This is a genomic window from Ulvibacter sp. MAR_2010_11, from assembly GCF_002813135.1.
Lineage (GTDB): Bacteria > Bacteroidota > Bacteroidia > Flavobacteriales > Flavobacteriaceae > Altibacter.
Window position 1 is genome coordinate 286,799 of sequence record NZ_PHTY01000001.1, and the last position, 14,531, is coordinate 301,329.

Here is a 14,531-nt window from a genome sequence, read left to right on the forward strand (position 1 = left end):
ACTTCCAAATTACTTTGCGCTCCGTTACCATTAAATATGAATTCTTTAAATCGATTAAAATTTACTAAAATGAAAAAAACTATTTTATTTACGCTTTTAGCTTGTGCGATTGGCACAGGTAGTTTACTTGCCCAGTTTGTGGTAAAGCCAACATTTTTTGAAACAACCGGCGTTTCGAATGATGGTATTGTTGCCGGATATGAAGGGCAATCGGGTCCCTATTCTTTATGGGATGCAGACAATGATACCTTTGTCAACATTGGTGGAGTAGCTCCGGGGCTTGGACATGGAGGAATGGCTAGATTTTCGGCAGATGGAAATACCATCTCAGGATCGGAGTATTTTACACTTAATACCCCAACCGAATGGGAGAAACTAAATACGGGATTTAATTATATTTTTAGAGGAATTGAATTTCCTGAAAATCAAAATGATATCGCCTTTGCAGCAGGTGAATCATCAACATATAACGGTGATGGAATCGTTATAAAAACGACCGATGGTGGAACTACCTGGACAGAGATTTGGTCTGGTGCAGGTCAAGGTCTTGAAGGAATAAGCTTTCCAACCCTCTATACAGGTTATGTTGCAGGATTTGGAGGGTATTTTGCAAAAACTACCGATGGTGGTGCTACATGGCAGCAACAAACCCCAATTCCTGATGTCTTTTTTTACAGAGAGATGGCATTTAAAGATGAAAACAATGGAGTAATTACTGCACAAACCAATACGGGTTCTGCTGTGTATTGGACAAACGATGGGGGACAAAATTGGACAGAAGGCACCGGTTTGACCAGTGTACCCTATCAAATTACCTATGTTTCAGGAAATACTTATTTTCTAGTTACAAATAGTGGTCAAATTCAAAAATCTGTTGACAATGGTGCCACTTGGACGACCATATTTACAGGTACTCCCGAATTTTTAATAGGGATTGATTTTTATAATGAAATGATTGGTATTGTCACCACTTATTATGACAACGATGGCAATAATTATGCTTACAAAACTGTCGATGGGGGTGCTACATGGCAACCTTATCTGGTAGCGCAAGCAGGAGCGATATTACGCGATGTTGCCTGGAAGGATGAAAATAATCTTACTATCGTAGGGACTCCCGAGTTAATCTTTGGATCTGAGGATGGTGGAGAAACTTGGCCGATTGATAATTTTGGAACCAGCACATTCACTGAAGCTCTTTATGAAGTGCTTTACACAAGTAATGGAACAGGTTATATAATTGGCTCACAAGGTGTTATGTTTAGAAAGCAGAGTGAGTCTAATACCTACTCTGTAATGTCTATGTACGATGTACCTACCGATACCTGGACAACCCTTGGTCATTTTGATTATCCTGTAGATGGTGGATTAAGTAGTGGATATAATGTTTCGGGCGACGGTTCTACCGTCGTGGGGAGCGCATGGGTGGAACCAAACCCGAATGAAATCGGACTTACCACCAATGCATGTGTTTGGACTGCAGCCACAGGGATTGTAAACCTAGGTAGTTTATTTTCAGAAACTAATCGTGGAACAAGAGCTCAAGCTGTGAGCCATGACGGTAGTGTTATAGGCGGATGGCAGGACTTTAATGGTCCGTGGAAATCGGCTGTATGGAGAAAAGATACTAATGGAGATTATCTTCCAAATGAATACTTATTACTGGATCCTAATGGAGATCCAACCGACGAAAATAATCAACTAAGTGAAGTTACTGCTATTTCAGCAGACGGTAATTGGATTGGTGGAAGAAGCGACTGGGTTACAAATAATGAACCGTATATATGGAGTGAAGCTACAGGTGCAATTTTGTTAGGAACACTTGCACCCAACGGACAAGGACACGTAACCGCAATAAATCACGACGGAAGTATTGTGATCGGTTATTTTCAAATTGGACCATGGGATCCGAACGTACCTTTTATTTGGACTTCTGCAGGAGGTTTACAAGAATTCGGTGAGTTTGTAACCGGAACTCTTGGATATGAGATGGCAGCCAGTCCTGTATATGCACCAAACGCTATGTCTCCAAACGGGCAATATATCACAGGTTGGGGATATGACCCTAATATTGGACCCTGGGGTGATTTGTTTACATTTAGATTACAAATGCCAACAGTGCCTTTAAACGATGTATGTGTGGATGCTGAAGCCTTGGTGTGTGGTACTACTGTTACTAATTCTACTATTTTCGGAACCAATACAGGCGGAAATGGTTCACCCGATGTATATTACTCATACACAGGGAACGGTGTACAGGAGACTATTACCCTAAACGCTTGTGGGCCGGAAACCAACTTCCCAACTACGGTACGTGTATATTCAGATTGTACATTGACGAATCAAATAACATTTAACGACAGTTCATGCGACAATAATCCCGAACTTAGTTTCGAATCGGATGGTACGTCTACCTATATCATCATGGTAGAAGGTTATAACAGCAGTGCTGCAGGAAATTTTCAACTCTCTATAAGTTGTGAGGAGATTGTTTTGGGAATATCAGATCAAACGATAAACAACACTGTTTTGTATCCTAATCCTGTACAAAATGTATTACAAATTTCTTCGAAAGTAGAAATGACCGAAGCTTCAGTATACTCGATGTCCGGGGCCTTAGTAATAACAAAAAACATAGGAGCAACGACTTCTGAAATTGATTTTTCAAGCCTAACCACCGGCATGTATTTTGTAAAAGTAACTTCAGAGAATTCTGTTGAAACCTTTAAAATAATCAAAGATTAGTTATAGTAAATTAGGTTATTTTAATTTGATTTGGACCCCTTACAATAAATAGTAAGGGGTTTTTTATTTTTTACTATCTTCGGGAACATTGAGATATGAAAAGATGAAAAAAATTACAATTGAACTTAAATGGGCCATCATTGTTACCGCTCTAACCCTTTGCTGGATGTTGCTAGAAAAAACATTGGGATGGCACGATGAAGATATAGCCGACCATTTCTGGCTCACCCTATTTTTTCTGCCCTTTTTGGTATTGATGTATGTGCTTGCCCTTCGCGAAAAACGCCGACGCTATTACCATAAAAAGATCAGCTGGAAGCAGGCCTTTTTATCGGGCGTGGTGATGAGTATTTTTGTCGCCTTGCTCTCTCCTTTGGGACAGTATATTACTCATAATTACATTACCCCGGAATACTTTAATAATGTAATCGATTATTCGGTGACGAATAATAATATGACAATTAAAAAGGCAAATGATTATTTTAACATCAACAATTATATGATGCAAGCTGCCATAGGATCCTTGGTAGGTGGTATTGTAATTTCGGCAGTGGTTGCAATATTCTTGCGAAGAAAGTAAACTAACGATGTTGCTTCTCCAGGTACTTTTTCAAAAAAGGAATTTGCACTAAAAATAGGGCAAAACAACCTACGGCATAGGTTAACATTTTAGAGGTTTTCATTTCCGGAATTGAAATATTGAGATTTCGACCCAGATCTAAGCGTTCCAGGAGTGTAGAGTTTTCGAATGTCATAAAATACAAGACAGCCACCCCCACCACGATGACTACTACAAAAAGCCCTAACACTTGTTTCGACAACAAGGGCTGATATACCTTTTGTATTTGGCTTTGTTGAATAACGGCCTCCATTACTCGACTTTTAAAATCGATAGAAGGTTTTGATACTCCGGCTTCTTTTACCAGCTTTCGGGTAAAGGATTCTATTTTTTCAGATGGCTTGTCCATTGCTATTTGTTATTTCAGGAAGCACAAATTGTTTCAGTAAAGTAAACAATTTTTTTCGGCTTCGGTATAATTTTATTTTAATATTATCTTCTGAAAGTCCGGTTATTTCTGCTATTTCTTTTACAGATTGGTCTTCAAAATAATAGAACGTAATGATTGCTGCATCGTCTTCAGCCAATTGTAAAATACAATTCTGAATTACTTCCTTTCTTTCCTTTTCTTCCAAATAGGACAGCGCATTTTCAATCGTTTCAAAATTATGCTCCCCTATCTCATCCAGAAACTCTGAAGCCCGGTGTTTTTTATTCTTTCGAATACAATCCAGCGCTTTTCGGTATGCGATACTGTACAACCAACTTGAAAACTTCGATTCCCCCCGAAAACTTGCGAGCGATTCGAAGGCCTTTATAAACGTGTCCTGCGCTATTTCTTCGGCTTCCTCCCGATGTTTCACAATTCGCAAGGCAATGGTGAACACAAAGTCCTGATACCGCTCTACCAGCGTTCCATACGCCTGTGTATCGCCTTGTATCGTTTTATCGATGAAATATTGGTCAGTGTTCGCACTCATTAGTATGTAAGACGACGATTCGTTCTTATAGGTTACAGCTTCATCATAAAAAAATAAATTGTAAAAATGTGTAACCTGTATCTTTAAAAGTACGTCATACTGGAAAACGAACAATAAAATCAATCAATAAAAATCAAACATTATGGGATCAGAAGTAATTGTAATACCTATTATTTTCGGAGTACTATTCGGAATCTATTATTTATTTATTTCAGCAAGAAATAAGGAACGCCTTGCCTTAATAGAAAAAGGCGCAGACGCCTCTATTTTTTACGGGAAAGATCGTAAGGTAACCCCAATGTGGAAGGTAATCATTATCAATCTTGCTCTTTTGTGTATGGGCATTGGAATAGGAATCTTTATTGCTGCTATTATGAATTACAACCTGGGGGTAGATGAAGATGTTGCCTATCCGGGAACTATCTTTTTAATGGCGGGAATCGGGCTTTTTGCAGGTTTCTATTTTACGAAAAAATTAAACAGCGACGCGTAAATAGATTTGTATTTAGTTGAAGAGAAATCATTTCGGAAGGCTTTTGGTCGACCGGAATGATTTTTTTTATTGCATTTTTACATTGCTATAGGCAGCATTTATGGTAACAGCCTTACTTCCGGTATTTGATTTATTGAAACCTTTTACCATTACTTTCCCGTTGTCTTTTGAAGTATTTAACTGCAAAGACCTAGGATATTGCAAGGTGGATTTCTTTCCGTTGTAAGAGAATGAGAAGGCAGTTGTGGGTAGTTTAATGGAAACATCGGTGTTCTCCAGTACGATATTAATATTCGTAAAATCATTGGACACGGCATTGATAAATAAATTTCCGAAGGAACCCGTGAGATTTGCCGAATTTTGAATGGAATTAAGCACCACATCGCTCGAATTGGCATTCAGCTGAATGTTCTTCACATTGTTAATGGTACAATCGTTCACAAACTTAAGATATAAAGCACCATCCTGCCAGTTATTCACGATAACGGGAGCATAGGAAGCATTGATGAGGGTTTTACCCCCATCAATGCTGTTTGCTGTTAATGTAGAATAGTTGAGCGTTGCCTTCATATTGTAAGCATCGGCCATTTTCAATTCGCCGTGACGTACATCTACTTCGGTCTTAGTGCCTTTAGGCATTCTTATGATAATGGTTCTGTTTACTTTCGATTTGCCGGACTCATTGCCGTCGTTGTAATACACATTGAAATTTTTTTCGAATTCATTAGACCATTTTTCGGCATTTTTTTCGTGTTCCTCACTCCATTGTTCCATTTTCTTTCCATATTCTTCACCCCATTGCTCCATTCTTTTACCAAATTCTTCACCCCATTGCTCCATCTCCTTTTCAAATTCGGGTCCAAACTTCATATCGAATTCCTTTCCGAAGTTTTCTCCCCATTTACCCATCACTTCTTCGACGTTTTTAGACCAGGCCTCTACCTCTTCCAACCATTTGTCTACCTGACCCACAGTCGCATTCGAATTGTACTTTTTGTTCAACTCGTTTACATACGCCTGCTTGTTCTTTTTATATTTGTTTGAATCGAAATTGATAGAAGTGTTCGAATTAAAATTATAATTAAACGATCCATCTCCCGAAATTACAGAGGGCTCCTGATTCCCAAACGGCCATTTAGGCAGTTTTTCCAGTTTGGGAACTTTAGGCACCTTAATGTCCAAGTGCATGTTCTGTAAATTCTTCATCACGGGCATTTCATGTATTCCTTCCAACGCTTTTAAAGCATCATGCGGCATTACAAAATCCATATTATAGGAATAATTCTTCCAATTGTTTCCCACATTGGAGGTGACAACAATCTTCTTGCTGTTTCCTAATATGTCGAATTTCCAGTCTTTAAAAAGCTCTTCTTTTTCTTTCTGGGATAGCTTTTCTCCATCCACATAGGCTTCCACTTCAACCGAATTTTTATTCCATGTCTCGAATACGACATTGGTAAAGCTGGTATTCACCGATACCAAAACATCGTTATTCACATTGAAGCTTTCCGTACGTTTTGTTTGTGCAAATAGCACAGAAGTCATAATAAGCAGCACACCACATGTGATGTTATGCCTCAATACTGTTAAGTTGTTCATTGTTTTGATTTTTAAGTTCCTTTAATTTGTTTTTAAGTTTGAACAGCAAATCCAAACGTAATTTCAAATTATCTATCAAGGCGGTGATGGACGCCTCGGTAGGTCCCACTTCATTTAATTCTTTATTCAGGCGAGAATATTCGGCATCTAATTCGGCCAGCCTTTGCATATAACCGGTAACAATTTCTTTGTTTTCATCGGTGGTTTGTAAAGAAGCCATCTGCACGTTAATTCCTGTTAGGTAGAATTCTTCCACCTTCTTAAGGTCCGGTGAAATATCACCCAACGTGATTTGTGCCACATTCTCATTTACGTTTTCATCCGGCTTTACAGGAGTTTCCACCAAAGCATTTGTAGTTTCTTCGGTTAGTTTCTGATACCCCAGATATCCCGCGCTCAGGACAACCACTATCATAGCTGCCACTCTTAAGAAAAAGAAGGTGTCTCGTTTTTTCTCGGCGGTTCTATCACCGGGAGAAAATACCTTATTTAATCTTGCTTCAAAACGCGCTTCGTGTCCCTTCGGGAGTTTCTGAAACTCCTTTGGTGGTTCCTGCATCATTTTTCTAATATCCCGTGCCATATTGCAAATGTTTTAATTGTTCTTGTAATTGTATTTTTCCGCGGTGCAAATTCGTACGGGAGGCGCTTTCGGAAATATCTAATACTTGTGAAATTTCCTGATGGTCATATCCTTCCAGTAAAAATAATTGTACCACTGTTTTATAATTTTCGGGTAGCTTTTCAATCGCGTTGAGAATTTCAGAATAAGTAGTTTCATCTGAAACTTCCCAATCGGTTCCTTCCTCCGAAATATGCATCACCTCCTCATTGATGGAATACAATTCCATTTTTCTTGCCTTGATGACATCCAAACACGTATTAATCACTATCCGCTTTAACCAGGACCCAAAGGTGACGTCCCCTTTAAACTGGTGTAATTTTTGAAACGCCTTTACAAACGCTTCTTGCATGGCATCTTCTGCCGCTGCAGTATCCTTTACATACCTTTGTGCAATAATAAACATACCGTCACAGTACCGTTTGTACAAAGCCATTTGTGCTTTACGGTTGTTTTGTTTACATTGCTCAACAAGTAGTGTATCAGACAATTCTTGATGGTTTTTTGGTTGCTGTTCGTTCTAAAGACGATAAAAATTTTCGGGTGTTTCAAATCCCGTTACATTTTTAATAAATTTTTAATAAAGTAAAAATAAATTAGGCGGAATTACATTAATTTTGACCGAATTTTAAGTACGCTATGAGAAAGTATGCCGATTTTGATAAACTGAACCGCCTTTTAGTTGCCAGCTTTGAAGCTGAAAAACTGTATTACAATGCGGCAATGGAAGCGCAAAAGACAGAACTGAAGCGATTCTTGAATTATATGTCTGTAGAGCGCAACCGAATGAGCCATGATATCTCAAATGAACTACACTCCAGAGATATTGAGCCTCTTAAAGAAGATGTGGAAAAAATAAGTCTGGATCATTCCAAAACCCCTGCACAAGTTCTTACGCTCCAAGCAGCCATAGGGTATTGTCTGTCCCGCGACAGAAACAATGTTAAACGCTATCACGAATTGATCGAGCGCAAAGAACTTCCGGATTCTGTTTTAGCGGTCCTAGAAAGACAATGCGCCAAAATTGAAGGCTATATTCTGGAGGTTGAGAAACATTTGTCTTAATTACATATCTTTTTCCATTCCTTTATAGACTTGTTATTGAAGTGTAATGTATTGCCTTATCTGAATTTTAAAATAGCTTTCAGATCGAATATTAACGAAACTTTAGCTTAAGGTTGTATTAAAGTCCCTGTTTAAAATTTTAGGTTGAAGTATATTTGAGTACATAGTAAAACTGTGGGCTTTATGAAAAATACTACTTCAGATTTCGATAAATTGAACCACTTGCTACAAGCTGCTTTCGCTGCAGAAAAAGTATATTATAACGCTTCAGAAGACGCACAGGAAACACATTTAAAACGCTTCCTGGGTTATATGGCTACTGAAAGAAACCGTATGGCTTTCGACATTTCCAATGAGCTTTCAAGCAGACATATTACTCCTTCGGTACCCTTTTCGGAAAAAGGACACACAGACAGAAACTGGAAGGAAATTAAAGAAGCCCTGGTAAACTACAATCCGGAAGAACTTATTCTAAATTGTATTGGATGGGATAAAACGCTGGTTGTTAAAACAAAAGAACTGTTGGATAATCAAAAACTGCCGAAAGAGGTTTTGGATATGCTGGAAAATAATCACAAAAAAATTCAGTGGTATATCAAACAGGCGAGACAACACTTGGTGAGTCATTTTAAAGTCGAATCCGATAAGGCGAAAGACTCATCTCATGATTCTAAAGTTATTAGCATAAAAAAAGCGCAGTAATCTGCGCTTTTTTGTGCTTACACTAATTGTTATTCATCTAAAAGTAGATTCAAATTAACAGTAATATTGTCCCGGGTTGCCTTCGAAAACGGACAAATTTTATGAGCTTTTTTAATAATATCTTCTCCGGTTTCTACATCAACACCCGGAATATAGCAATCTAAGGTAGCTTCCAAAAAAGCCCCGTCTTCATCTTCACAAAACCCAATAGTGGCAGTAACACTAAAATCATCACTTAGTTCAATTCGTTTCTTTTTGGCGATTACTGCAATAGCACTGCCAAAACAAGCCGAATACGCACAACCAAATAATTGTTCGGAGTTCGTACCGGGTCCGTCATCACCTCCCATAGCCTTTGGAACCGATAATTTGAGATCTAATTTTCCGTCATCGGTGGTAGCATGACCTGCCCTCCCACCTACTGTTGTCGATACTCCTTCATATAAAGTTTTCATAGTATTGTATTTTGCGTTAAGAACCATCAATATACTATCTAATTATGGTGTATAAAAGTTGATATTCATAAAATTGTTATAAATTTCGGGTGTGACACAAAAACGAAAACATACCGGTGCCTTGTCTGAAAAGAAGGGTGTGCAAGCCCCTAAATCGGTGAGCGACGCTGCGGCGCAACAGTTAAAAGAAAACCGAAAAAAAACGCCTTCAATCGCTCAATTGGTCAACGGAATTCTGGCGGGGGACAAATCGGCTCTAAGCAGGGGGATTACCTTGATTGAAAGCACCGCAGCAAAGCATCAGGCTCAGGCTAAACAGCTTATTGAAGCCTGTCTGCCGTATGCCAACAAATCGGTTCGCATTGGTATTACCGGTGTTCCCGGAGTTGGAAAAAGTACCTTTATTGAGGCTTTTGGAACCTTATTGGTACAACAAAAGAAAAAAGTAGCCGTACTTGCGGTAGATCCAAGCAGTACCATTAGTCGAGGCAGTATTCTGGGCGATAAAACCCGAATGGAAGCCCTTGTAAAGGAAGAAAATGCTTTTATACGACCTTCCGCCAGCGGTACCTCTCTGGGAGGTGTGGCCCGTAAAACCAGAGAAGCAATTCTACTATGTGAAGCAGCGGGTTTCGATATCATAATTATTGAAACTGTTGGTGTGGGACAAAGTGAAACTGCGGTACATTCAATGACCGATTTCTTTTTATTACTGCAATTGGCCGGAGCGGGCGATGAATTACAAGGAATTAAACGTGGAATTATTGAAATGGCAGACGCCATTGTAATTAACAAGGCAGACGGAGAAAATGTAAAAGCTGCCAAGCTCGCCAAAACCGAATTTAACAGGGCATTACACCTCTACCCTCCAAAAGACAGTAACTGGACTCCAAAAACAATTAGCTGTAGCGCATTGCAAAATGAAGGAGTTGATGCCGTTTGGGAACTTATTGAAGACTATGTTTCGTTGACAAAGGAGAATACTTATTTTTCTGAAAAAAGAAAGGAACAAAATAAGTTCTGGCTGCTTCAAACCATAGAAAGCACCTTAAAAAGTGAATTTTTTGGTAATCCACTTCTAAAAAAGGAGCTGGAAAAGCAATTAAAAGCCCTGGACGCAAATGCTACAACTCCGTTTGAAGCGGCAGAAAAGATTCTTTTACTTAAAAATTCTCTCTAAACCATTCCACCTGGGCTTCCAACCCTATTTTTAATGAAGTTTGTGGATTGTAATCTAACAGTCTTCTCGCCTTCCCTATATTCGCACAGGTGCGGGACTGATCACCCGGACGCGCGGGTTTGTGCTCCATTTTTATTTTTTTCTGAAGGATTTCTTCAACAGTCGCAATTCCTGTAGCGGTTGTGTTTTCTTCTTCGGTGCCTAAATTGAAAATTTCACCGTTGCAAACACCTTCTTTACCAATTACACTTACAATTCCGTCTACAATATCTTGTACATAGGTAAAGCTGCGTAAATGGTCCAGACTACCATCGTACAGCGGAAACGGTTTGTCATTTAATCCGCAGTCGATTAGACGGGTGTACAATTTATCGGGGCGTTCCCGCGGGCCATAGACCGAATACAATCGCAACGAACAACTTTGCAACAGTTCCCTGCGTGAATAGGCCAGAACCAATTGCTCTGCTGCCAGCTTTGTGACGCCATACCAGGACGCGGGTAAGGGAGCCTGCTCCTCGGTAAAGGTTGCGTTTAATCCGTATATAGATGAAGTGGCTATGTTTACAAAAAAAGGCTTGTTTGGTAGCTTATCAATGGCGTCTAATAAGCGTTGTGTTCCGAAGAAATTATTGCTGAAATAATCTTCAAACGTACTGGAAGTCGAAATTCCCGGTTGTGCGGCAAAGTGAAATATATAGGAAAGATCCTCGCCAATTATTTTACTCAAATCATCGGTACGCAGGTCTGCTTTTTGCACTTTAATCCCTTTTTTTGCGAGGGTTTCGGCATTTAATTGCTTTAAAGCAACATCGTAGTAATCCGAAAAATTATCAATCGCCACAACGTCATGTCCCAAAGAGACCAATCTTTCGGCAGTATGTGAACCAATAAAACCGGCAGCGCCTGTTACAAGTATTTTCATTCCTTTCGGTTTTCAATTTCAAAAGTAATCAAATTCGAAGTGTACAAAACCAATTCTTCAAAAAGTTCATAAAAGAGAAGCCAATCGAAACACATAAACTTTTAATCCTTCCGCTCCTAACCTAAAAAAAATTACTTTTGCAAAAACCTTTACCGTAAAAAATGTACGAGTTTACCATTATTGTGCCGGTCTATAACGAGGAGGAAAATTTGGAGCGTGTTGAAAAAGAACTGTTGGCCTATACAAAAATTGCAACCAAAAAAACAGCCATCTTGTTTGTGAATGATGGTTCCAAAGATAAAAGTCAGGAGTTAATCGAAGCCATTTGCCATAGAAACGAAGCTTTTCACTTTCTCAATTTTAAAGAAAACAGAGGCTTGAGCGCAGCAATTAAAGCAGGTTTTGACCATGTTGAGAGTGAGTTGGTGGGATATATCGATTCCGACTTACAAACTGCCCCCGAAGATTTTAATTTGCTGTTAGCGCATAGTAATGATTACGCGTTGGTCACCGGAGTACGTGCCAACCGAAAGGATTCCTTTGTAAAAAACATGTCTTCAAAAATTGCCAATGGTATTCGACGCGCCTTTACACATGATGGCATGGATGATACGGGCTGTCCGTTGAAAGTGATTCAAACCTGCTACGCCAAACAAATTCCAATGTTTAAGGGATTACATCGCTTTTTACCGGCAATGATTTTGCTTCAGGATGGAAAAATTTTACAGGTACCCGTACAGCATTTTCCACGTGTCGCGGGAACCGCAAAATTCGGTTTGTGGAACAGGCTAATCGGTCCGTTGATGGACTGCTTTGCCTACCTTTGGATGAAGAAGAAGTACATCAACTACGAGGTTAAAAGCAAAGGATGAGCAACTGGCTTATTTACGGCATCGGATTTCTAGCCCAGATACTCTTTTCGGGGCGGCTTATTGTACAATGGATTCTTTCCGAAAAAAGCAAAAAAATTGTCACCCCATCTCTTTTCTGGAAACTCAGCTTACTGGCGTCATTCTTACTTTTTGTGTACGGCTATTTACGAGACGATTTCGCCATTATGTTGGGGCAGGCGTTAACGTATTTTATTTATGTTAGAAATCTGCAATTGCAGGGAGAATGGCAAAAATCGCCTAAAATTATACAGTGGTTTTTACTAATCTTTCCTGTGATAATTGTTTTCTACGGCTATAATAACGGGGAATACGATGTCGACAAATTATTTAAAAATGAAGCAATTCCGTTGTGGCTAATGCTCTTAGGAATTATCTCGCAAATCCTTTTTACATTGCGTTTTATATACCAGTGGATGTATTCCGAAAAAACAAAAACATCACAACTGCCGGTTGGGTTTTGGCGTATGAGCGTGATTGGAGCTTCTCTAATCTTAACCTATGCTATTTTCCGGGAAGATCCTGTGCTTTTTGTGGGGCATATTGCCGGGTTGATAATTTATGTTCGGAATATCTTTATTTGGAAAAAACAGCGCAATGGAGCAACTTAAAAACAATTACGTCCTCCTTCTGATACTTACCTGCATCGCCATTTTCTTTGTGAATCTGGATACCTTGTATGTAAATATCATGGAGGCTCGTAATTTTACAACTGCCCGTGAAATGCTCAACGATGGCAACTGGCTGTTGACAACACTTAACGGAGAAGCACGTTATCAAAAACCTCCTTTGCCCACCTGGTTAACGGCGCTATCGGCCGCTGTATTCGGATTAAAAAGTTTGACTGCCTTACGCCTTCCTGCGGCCTTGGTAACACTTTTATTGGTGTTGTTTTCTTATAAATTTTCGATAAAACTCACCCAAAATAAAACCTTGGCTTTTATAGGATCCTTGATTCTGGCAACCTCCTTCTATGTAGTATTTGCAGGTCGTAACGGACAGTGGGACATTTTTACCCACGCCTTTATGATGGTGACTATTTTTCAGTTGTATTTATTCTTTACGCAGCGTGAGAAAAAATACCAACATGCCCTAATTGCTGCGGTTTTCTTCGGATTTTCATTTATGAGTAAAGGTCCGGTTTCGTTTTACGCCTTACTCCTCCCCTTTTTGATTGCTTTTGGAATTGTCTACAAGTATAAAAACCTGAAATCACGATTGCTGCCATTGCTGGTATTTTTAATTGTTGCTTTGGTCGTTTCCGGATGGTGGCATTGGTACACTTATGCATTCGATCCCGAAGCTGCAGCTGCGATTACCAAGAAGGAAACCGAAAACTGGACAGGCTATAATGTGCGTCCGTTTTACTATTACTGGAGCTTTTTTACCCAAAGCGGGGTTTGGACCATCCCGGCATTTATTGGCTTGCTCTATCCGTATTTAAAAAACAGAGTAATCGATAAGAAGGCCTATCTCTTTACTTTTTTATGGACGATGGCTTCGGTGGTGTTGCTGTCTTTAATTCCTGAAAAGAAATCGCGGTATCTCCTACCTGTGCTTATTCCCTTGGCATTGAACACCGCATTTTACATCGAATATTTGTTTAGAAGGTTTTCCGAAATAAAAGACAAGCGAGAAACCTTTCCTGTGTATTTTAACTTCTCGATCATTGCCACCATAGGATGTGTTTTTCCGGTATTGGGCTATATTTTTCTGAAAGATGCCCTCGCCGGAAAGTGGATTTGGTTTGTAGTATTATCTGTTGCTTTGGTAAGTCTGGGCGTGGTTATATTCCGAAATCTTTTCCGAAGAAACATACGTCCCGTGTTTTATGCAACTATCGCTTTTATTGCATCAATTACTTGCTTCGGAATGCCCATGGCGAAAGCCTTAACTATTAACGATGAATACAAGGGGCTTTCCCAATTAAATACCTGGCAGGCTGAAACAGGTTTGAAGGTATACGAATTTACTTTTTTTACGCCCGAACTTATCTGGGACTACGGAAACACTATCGAAGTTCTAAAAAAAGAGGATGATTTAACCATTCCAACTGAAGCACGCTTCGGAGTATTAGTCACAGAAGAAGAGACCGAACTTTTTAAGCGTACTTTTTCAGCATATAAAATTGAGCACGTTACGAGATACGACATGAACGCCAAAGGCAAGGAGGACCGGTCTCACAAAACACGATTGTGGCGCGATTTGTACTTGGTTGAAAAAAAGTAGCACTTCGCACTCTATATATTACGATTTCTCATTTCAAGAAAAATAATTCTAGCACATCTTTTTGTCATTCCGTACTTGATACGGAATCCG

At 39.4% G+C, this 14,531-nt stretch carries 16 protein-coding genes; 9 read left to right on the top strand and 7 right to left on the bottom strand.

Annotated elements, in window-relative coordinates; all coding sequences use genetic code 11:
* Positions 1–69: 69 nt before the first annotated feature.
* Positions 70–2,745, top strand: coding sequence for a YCF48-related protein (locus ATE92_RS01390; RefSeq protein ID WP_198515585.1), 2,676 nt, complete (start codon positions 70–72; stop codon positions 2,743–2,745).
* 103 nt (positions 2,746–2,848) lie between these two features.
* Positions 2,849–3,325 carry a DUF4199 domain-containing protein gene (locus tag ATE92_RS01395; RefSeq protein ID WP_100802003.1) on the top strand — a complete coding sequence of 159 codons (477 nt, stop codon included), beginning with the start codon at positions 2,849–2,851 and terminating at the stop codon, positions 3,323–3,325.
* A 1-nt stretch (position 3,326) separates the two neighbouring features.
* On the opposite strand, the gene ATE92_RS01400 is transcribed toward ATE92_RS01395, so the two are convergent.
* Positions 3,327–3,713: a hypothetical protein gene (locus ATE92_RS01400; protein ID WP_100802004.1), complete on the bottom strand. Its 387-nt coding sequence runs from the start codon at positions 3,711–3,713 to the stop codon at positions 3,327–3,329.
* Positions 3,697–4,284, bottom strand: coding sequence for an RNA polymerase sigma factor (locus tag ATE92_RS01405; RefSeq protein WP_100804304.1), 588 nt, complete (start codon positions 4,282–4,284; stop codon positions 3,697–3,699). Before ATE92_RS01405 ends, ATE92_RS01400 begins: the two co-directional genes overlap by 17 nt.
* Before the next feature lie 142 nt (positions 4,285–4,426).
* On the opposite strand from ATE92_RS01405, the gene ATE92_RS01410 reads away from it, so the two are divergent.
* Complete coding sequence (locus tag ATE92_RS01410; protein ID WP_100802005.1) at positions 4,427–4,777, top strand: DUF6249 domain-containing protein; 351 nt, start codon at positions 4,427–4,429, stop codon at positions 4,775–4,777.
* 66 nt (positions 4,778–4,843) lie between these two features.
* On the opposite strand, the gene ATE92_RS01415 is transcribed toward ATE92_RS01410, so the two are convergent.
* Genes ATE92_RS01415 through ATE92_RS01425 form a run of 3 tightly spaced genes read right to left on the bottom strand, consistent with a single transcriptional unit; the run spans position 4,844 to position 7,488 of the window.
* A complete protein-coding gene (locus tag ATE92_RS01415; protein WP_157809525.1) occupies positions 4,844–6,376 on the bottom strand; it encodes a hypothetical protein in 1,533 nt (510 codons plus the stop codon).
* Positions 6,348–6,959, bottom strand: coding sequence for a hypothetical protein (locus ATE92_RS01420; protein ID WP_100802007.1), 612 nt, complete (start codon positions 6,957–6,959; stop codon positions 6,348–6,350). The genes ATE92_RS01415 and ATE92_RS01420 overlap by 29 nt, the downstream gene beginning before the upstream one ends.
* The gene (locus ATE92_RS01425) at positions 6,943–7,488 is read right to left on the bottom strand and encodes an RNA polymerase sigma factor (protein ID WP_100802008.1); all 546 of its coding nucleotides are present in this window, start codon (positions 7,486–7,488) and stop codon (positions 6,943–6,945) included. Before ATE92_RS01425 ends, ATE92_RS01420 begins: the two co-directional genes overlap by 17 nt.
* A gap of 149 nt (positions 7,489–7,637) precedes the next feature.
* Between ATE92_RS01425 and ATE92_RS01430 the strand changes: the two genes are divergently transcribed.
* Together ATE92_RS01430 and ATE92_RS01435 are read left to right on the top strand one after the other, a co-directional pair.
* The gene (locus ATE92_RS01430; RefSeq protein ID WP_100802009.1) at positions 7,638–8,063 is read left to right on the top strand and encodes a hypothetical protein; all 426 of its coding nucleotides are present in this window, start codon (positions 7,638–7,640) and stop codon (positions 8,061–8,063) included.
* A 183-nt stretch (positions 8,064–8,246) separates the two neighbouring features.
* Positions 8,247–8,765, top strand: coding sequence for a DUF2383 domain-containing protein (locus ATE92_RS01435; RefSeq protein WP_100802010.1), 519 nt, complete (start codon positions 8,247–8,249; stop codon positions 8,763–8,765).
* A 29-nt stretch (positions 8,766–8,794) separates the two neighbouring features.
* On the opposite strand, the gene ATE92_RS01440 is transcribed toward ATE92_RS01435, so the two are convergent.
* Positions 8,795–9,220: an organic hydroperoxide resistance protein gene (locus ATE92_RS01440; RefSeq protein WP_100804305.1), complete on the bottom strand. Its 426-nt coding sequence runs from the start codon at positions 9,218–9,220 to the stop codon at positions 8,795–8,797.
* Between the two features lie 91 nt (positions 9,221–9,311).
* Here ATE92_RS01440 and meaB point away from each other — a divergent pair, with 91 nt between their 5' ends.
* Positions 9,312–10,400: a methylmalonyl Co-A mutase-associated GTPase MeaB gene (meaB, locus tag ATE92_RS01445; RefSeq protein WP_100802011.1), complete on the top strand. Its 1,089-nt coding sequence runs from the start codon at positions 9,312–9,314 to the stop codon at positions 10,398–10,400.
* Here meaB and ATE92_RS01450 read toward each other — a convergent pair.
* The gene (locus ATE92_RS01450; protein WP_100802012.1) at positions 10,384–11,322 is read right to left on the bottom strand and encodes an NAD(P)-dependent oxidoreductase; all 939 of its coding nucleotides are present in this window, start codon (positions 11,320–11,322) and stop codon (positions 10,384–10,386) included. The genes meaB and ATE92_RS01450 overlap by 17 nt on opposite strands.
* Before the next feature lie 161 nt (positions 11,323–11,483).
* Between ATE92_RS01450 and ATE92_RS01455 the strand changes: the two genes are divergently transcribed.
* Genes ATE92_RS01455 through ATE92_RS01465 form a run of 3 tightly spaced genes read left to right on the top strand, consistent with a single transcriptional unit; the run spans position 11,484 to position 14,441 of the window.
* A complete protein-coding gene (locus ATE92_RS01455) occupies positions 11,484–12,194 on the top strand; it encodes a glycosyltransferase family 2 protein (RefSeq protein ID WP_100802013.1) in 711 nt (236 codons plus the stop codon).
* Complete coding sequence (locus ATE92_RS01460; protein ID WP_100802014.1) at positions 12,191–12,823, top strand: lipid-A-disaccharide synthase N-terminal domain-containing protein; 633 nt, start codon at positions 12,191–12,193, stop codon at positions 12,821–12,823. Before ATE92_RS01455 ends, ATE92_RS01460 begins: the two co-directional genes overlap by 4 nt.
* Entirely contained in the window at positions 12,810–14,441 is a 1,632-nt protein-coding gene (locus ATE92_RS01465) for a glycosyltransferase family 39 protein (RefSeq protein ID WP_232729094.1), read from the top strand. Before ATE92_RS01460 ends, ATE92_RS01465 begins: the two co-directional genes overlap by 14 nt.
* Positions 14,442–14,531 lie beyond the last annotated feature (90 nt).

Bases quoted from the DNA above. Each gene is read 5' to 3' on its own strand.
- ATE92_RS01390 (WP_198515585.1), top strand. From the start codon at position 70: ATGAAAAAAACTATTTTATTTACGCTTTTAGCTTGTGCGATTGGCACA.
- ATE92_RS01395 (WP_100802003.1), top strand. From the start codon at position 2,849: ATGAAAAAAATTACAATTGAACTTAAATGGGCCATCATTGTTACCGCT.
- ATE92_RS01400 (WP_100802004.1), bottom strand. From the start codon at position 3,713: ATGGACAAGCCATCTGAAAAAATAGAATCCTTTACCCGAAAGCTGGTA.
- ATE92_RS01405 (WP_100804304.1), bottom strand. From the start codon at position 4,284: ATGAGTGCGAACACTGACCAATATTTCATCGATAAAACGATACAAGGC.
- ATE92_RS01410 (WP_100802005.1), top strand. From the start codon at position 4,427: ATGGGATCAGAAGTAATTGTAATACCTATTATTTTCGGAGTACTATTC.
- ATE92_RS01415 (WP_157809525.1), bottom strand. From the start codon at position 6,376: ATGAACAACTTAACAGTATTGAGGCATAACATCACATGTGGTGTGCTG.
- ATE92_RS01420 (WP_100802007.1), bottom strand. From the start codon at position 6,959: ATGGCACGGGATATTAGAAAAATGATGCAGGAACCACCAAAGGAGTTT.
- ATE92_RS01430 (WP_100802009.1), top strand. From the start codon at position 7,638: ATGAGAAAGTATGCCGATTTTGATAAACTGAACCGCCTTTTAGTTGCC.
- ATE92_RS01435 (WP_100802010.1), top strand. From the start codon at position 8,247: ATGAAAAATACTACTTCAGATTTCGATAAATTGAACCACTTGCTACAA.
- ATE92_RS01440 (WP_100804305.1), bottom strand. From the start codon at position 9,220: ATGAAAACTTTATATGAAGGAGTATCGACAACAGTAGGTGGGAGGGCA.
- ATE92_RS01450 (WP_100802012.1), bottom strand. From the start codon at position 11,322: ATGAAAATACTTGTAACAGGCGCTGCCGGTTTTATTGGTTCACATACT.
- ATE92_RS01455 (WP_100802013.1), top strand. From the start codon at position 11,484: ATGTACGAGTTTACCATTATTGTGCCGGTCTATAACGAGGAGGAAAAT.
- ATE92_RS01460 (WP_100802014.1), top strand. From the start codon at position 12,191: ATGAGCAACTGGCTTATTTACGGCATCGGATTTCTAGCCCAGATACTC.
- ATE92_RS01465 (WP_232729094.1), top strand. From the start codon at position 12,810: ATGGAGCAACTTAAAAACAATTACGTCCTCCTTCTGATACTTACCTGC.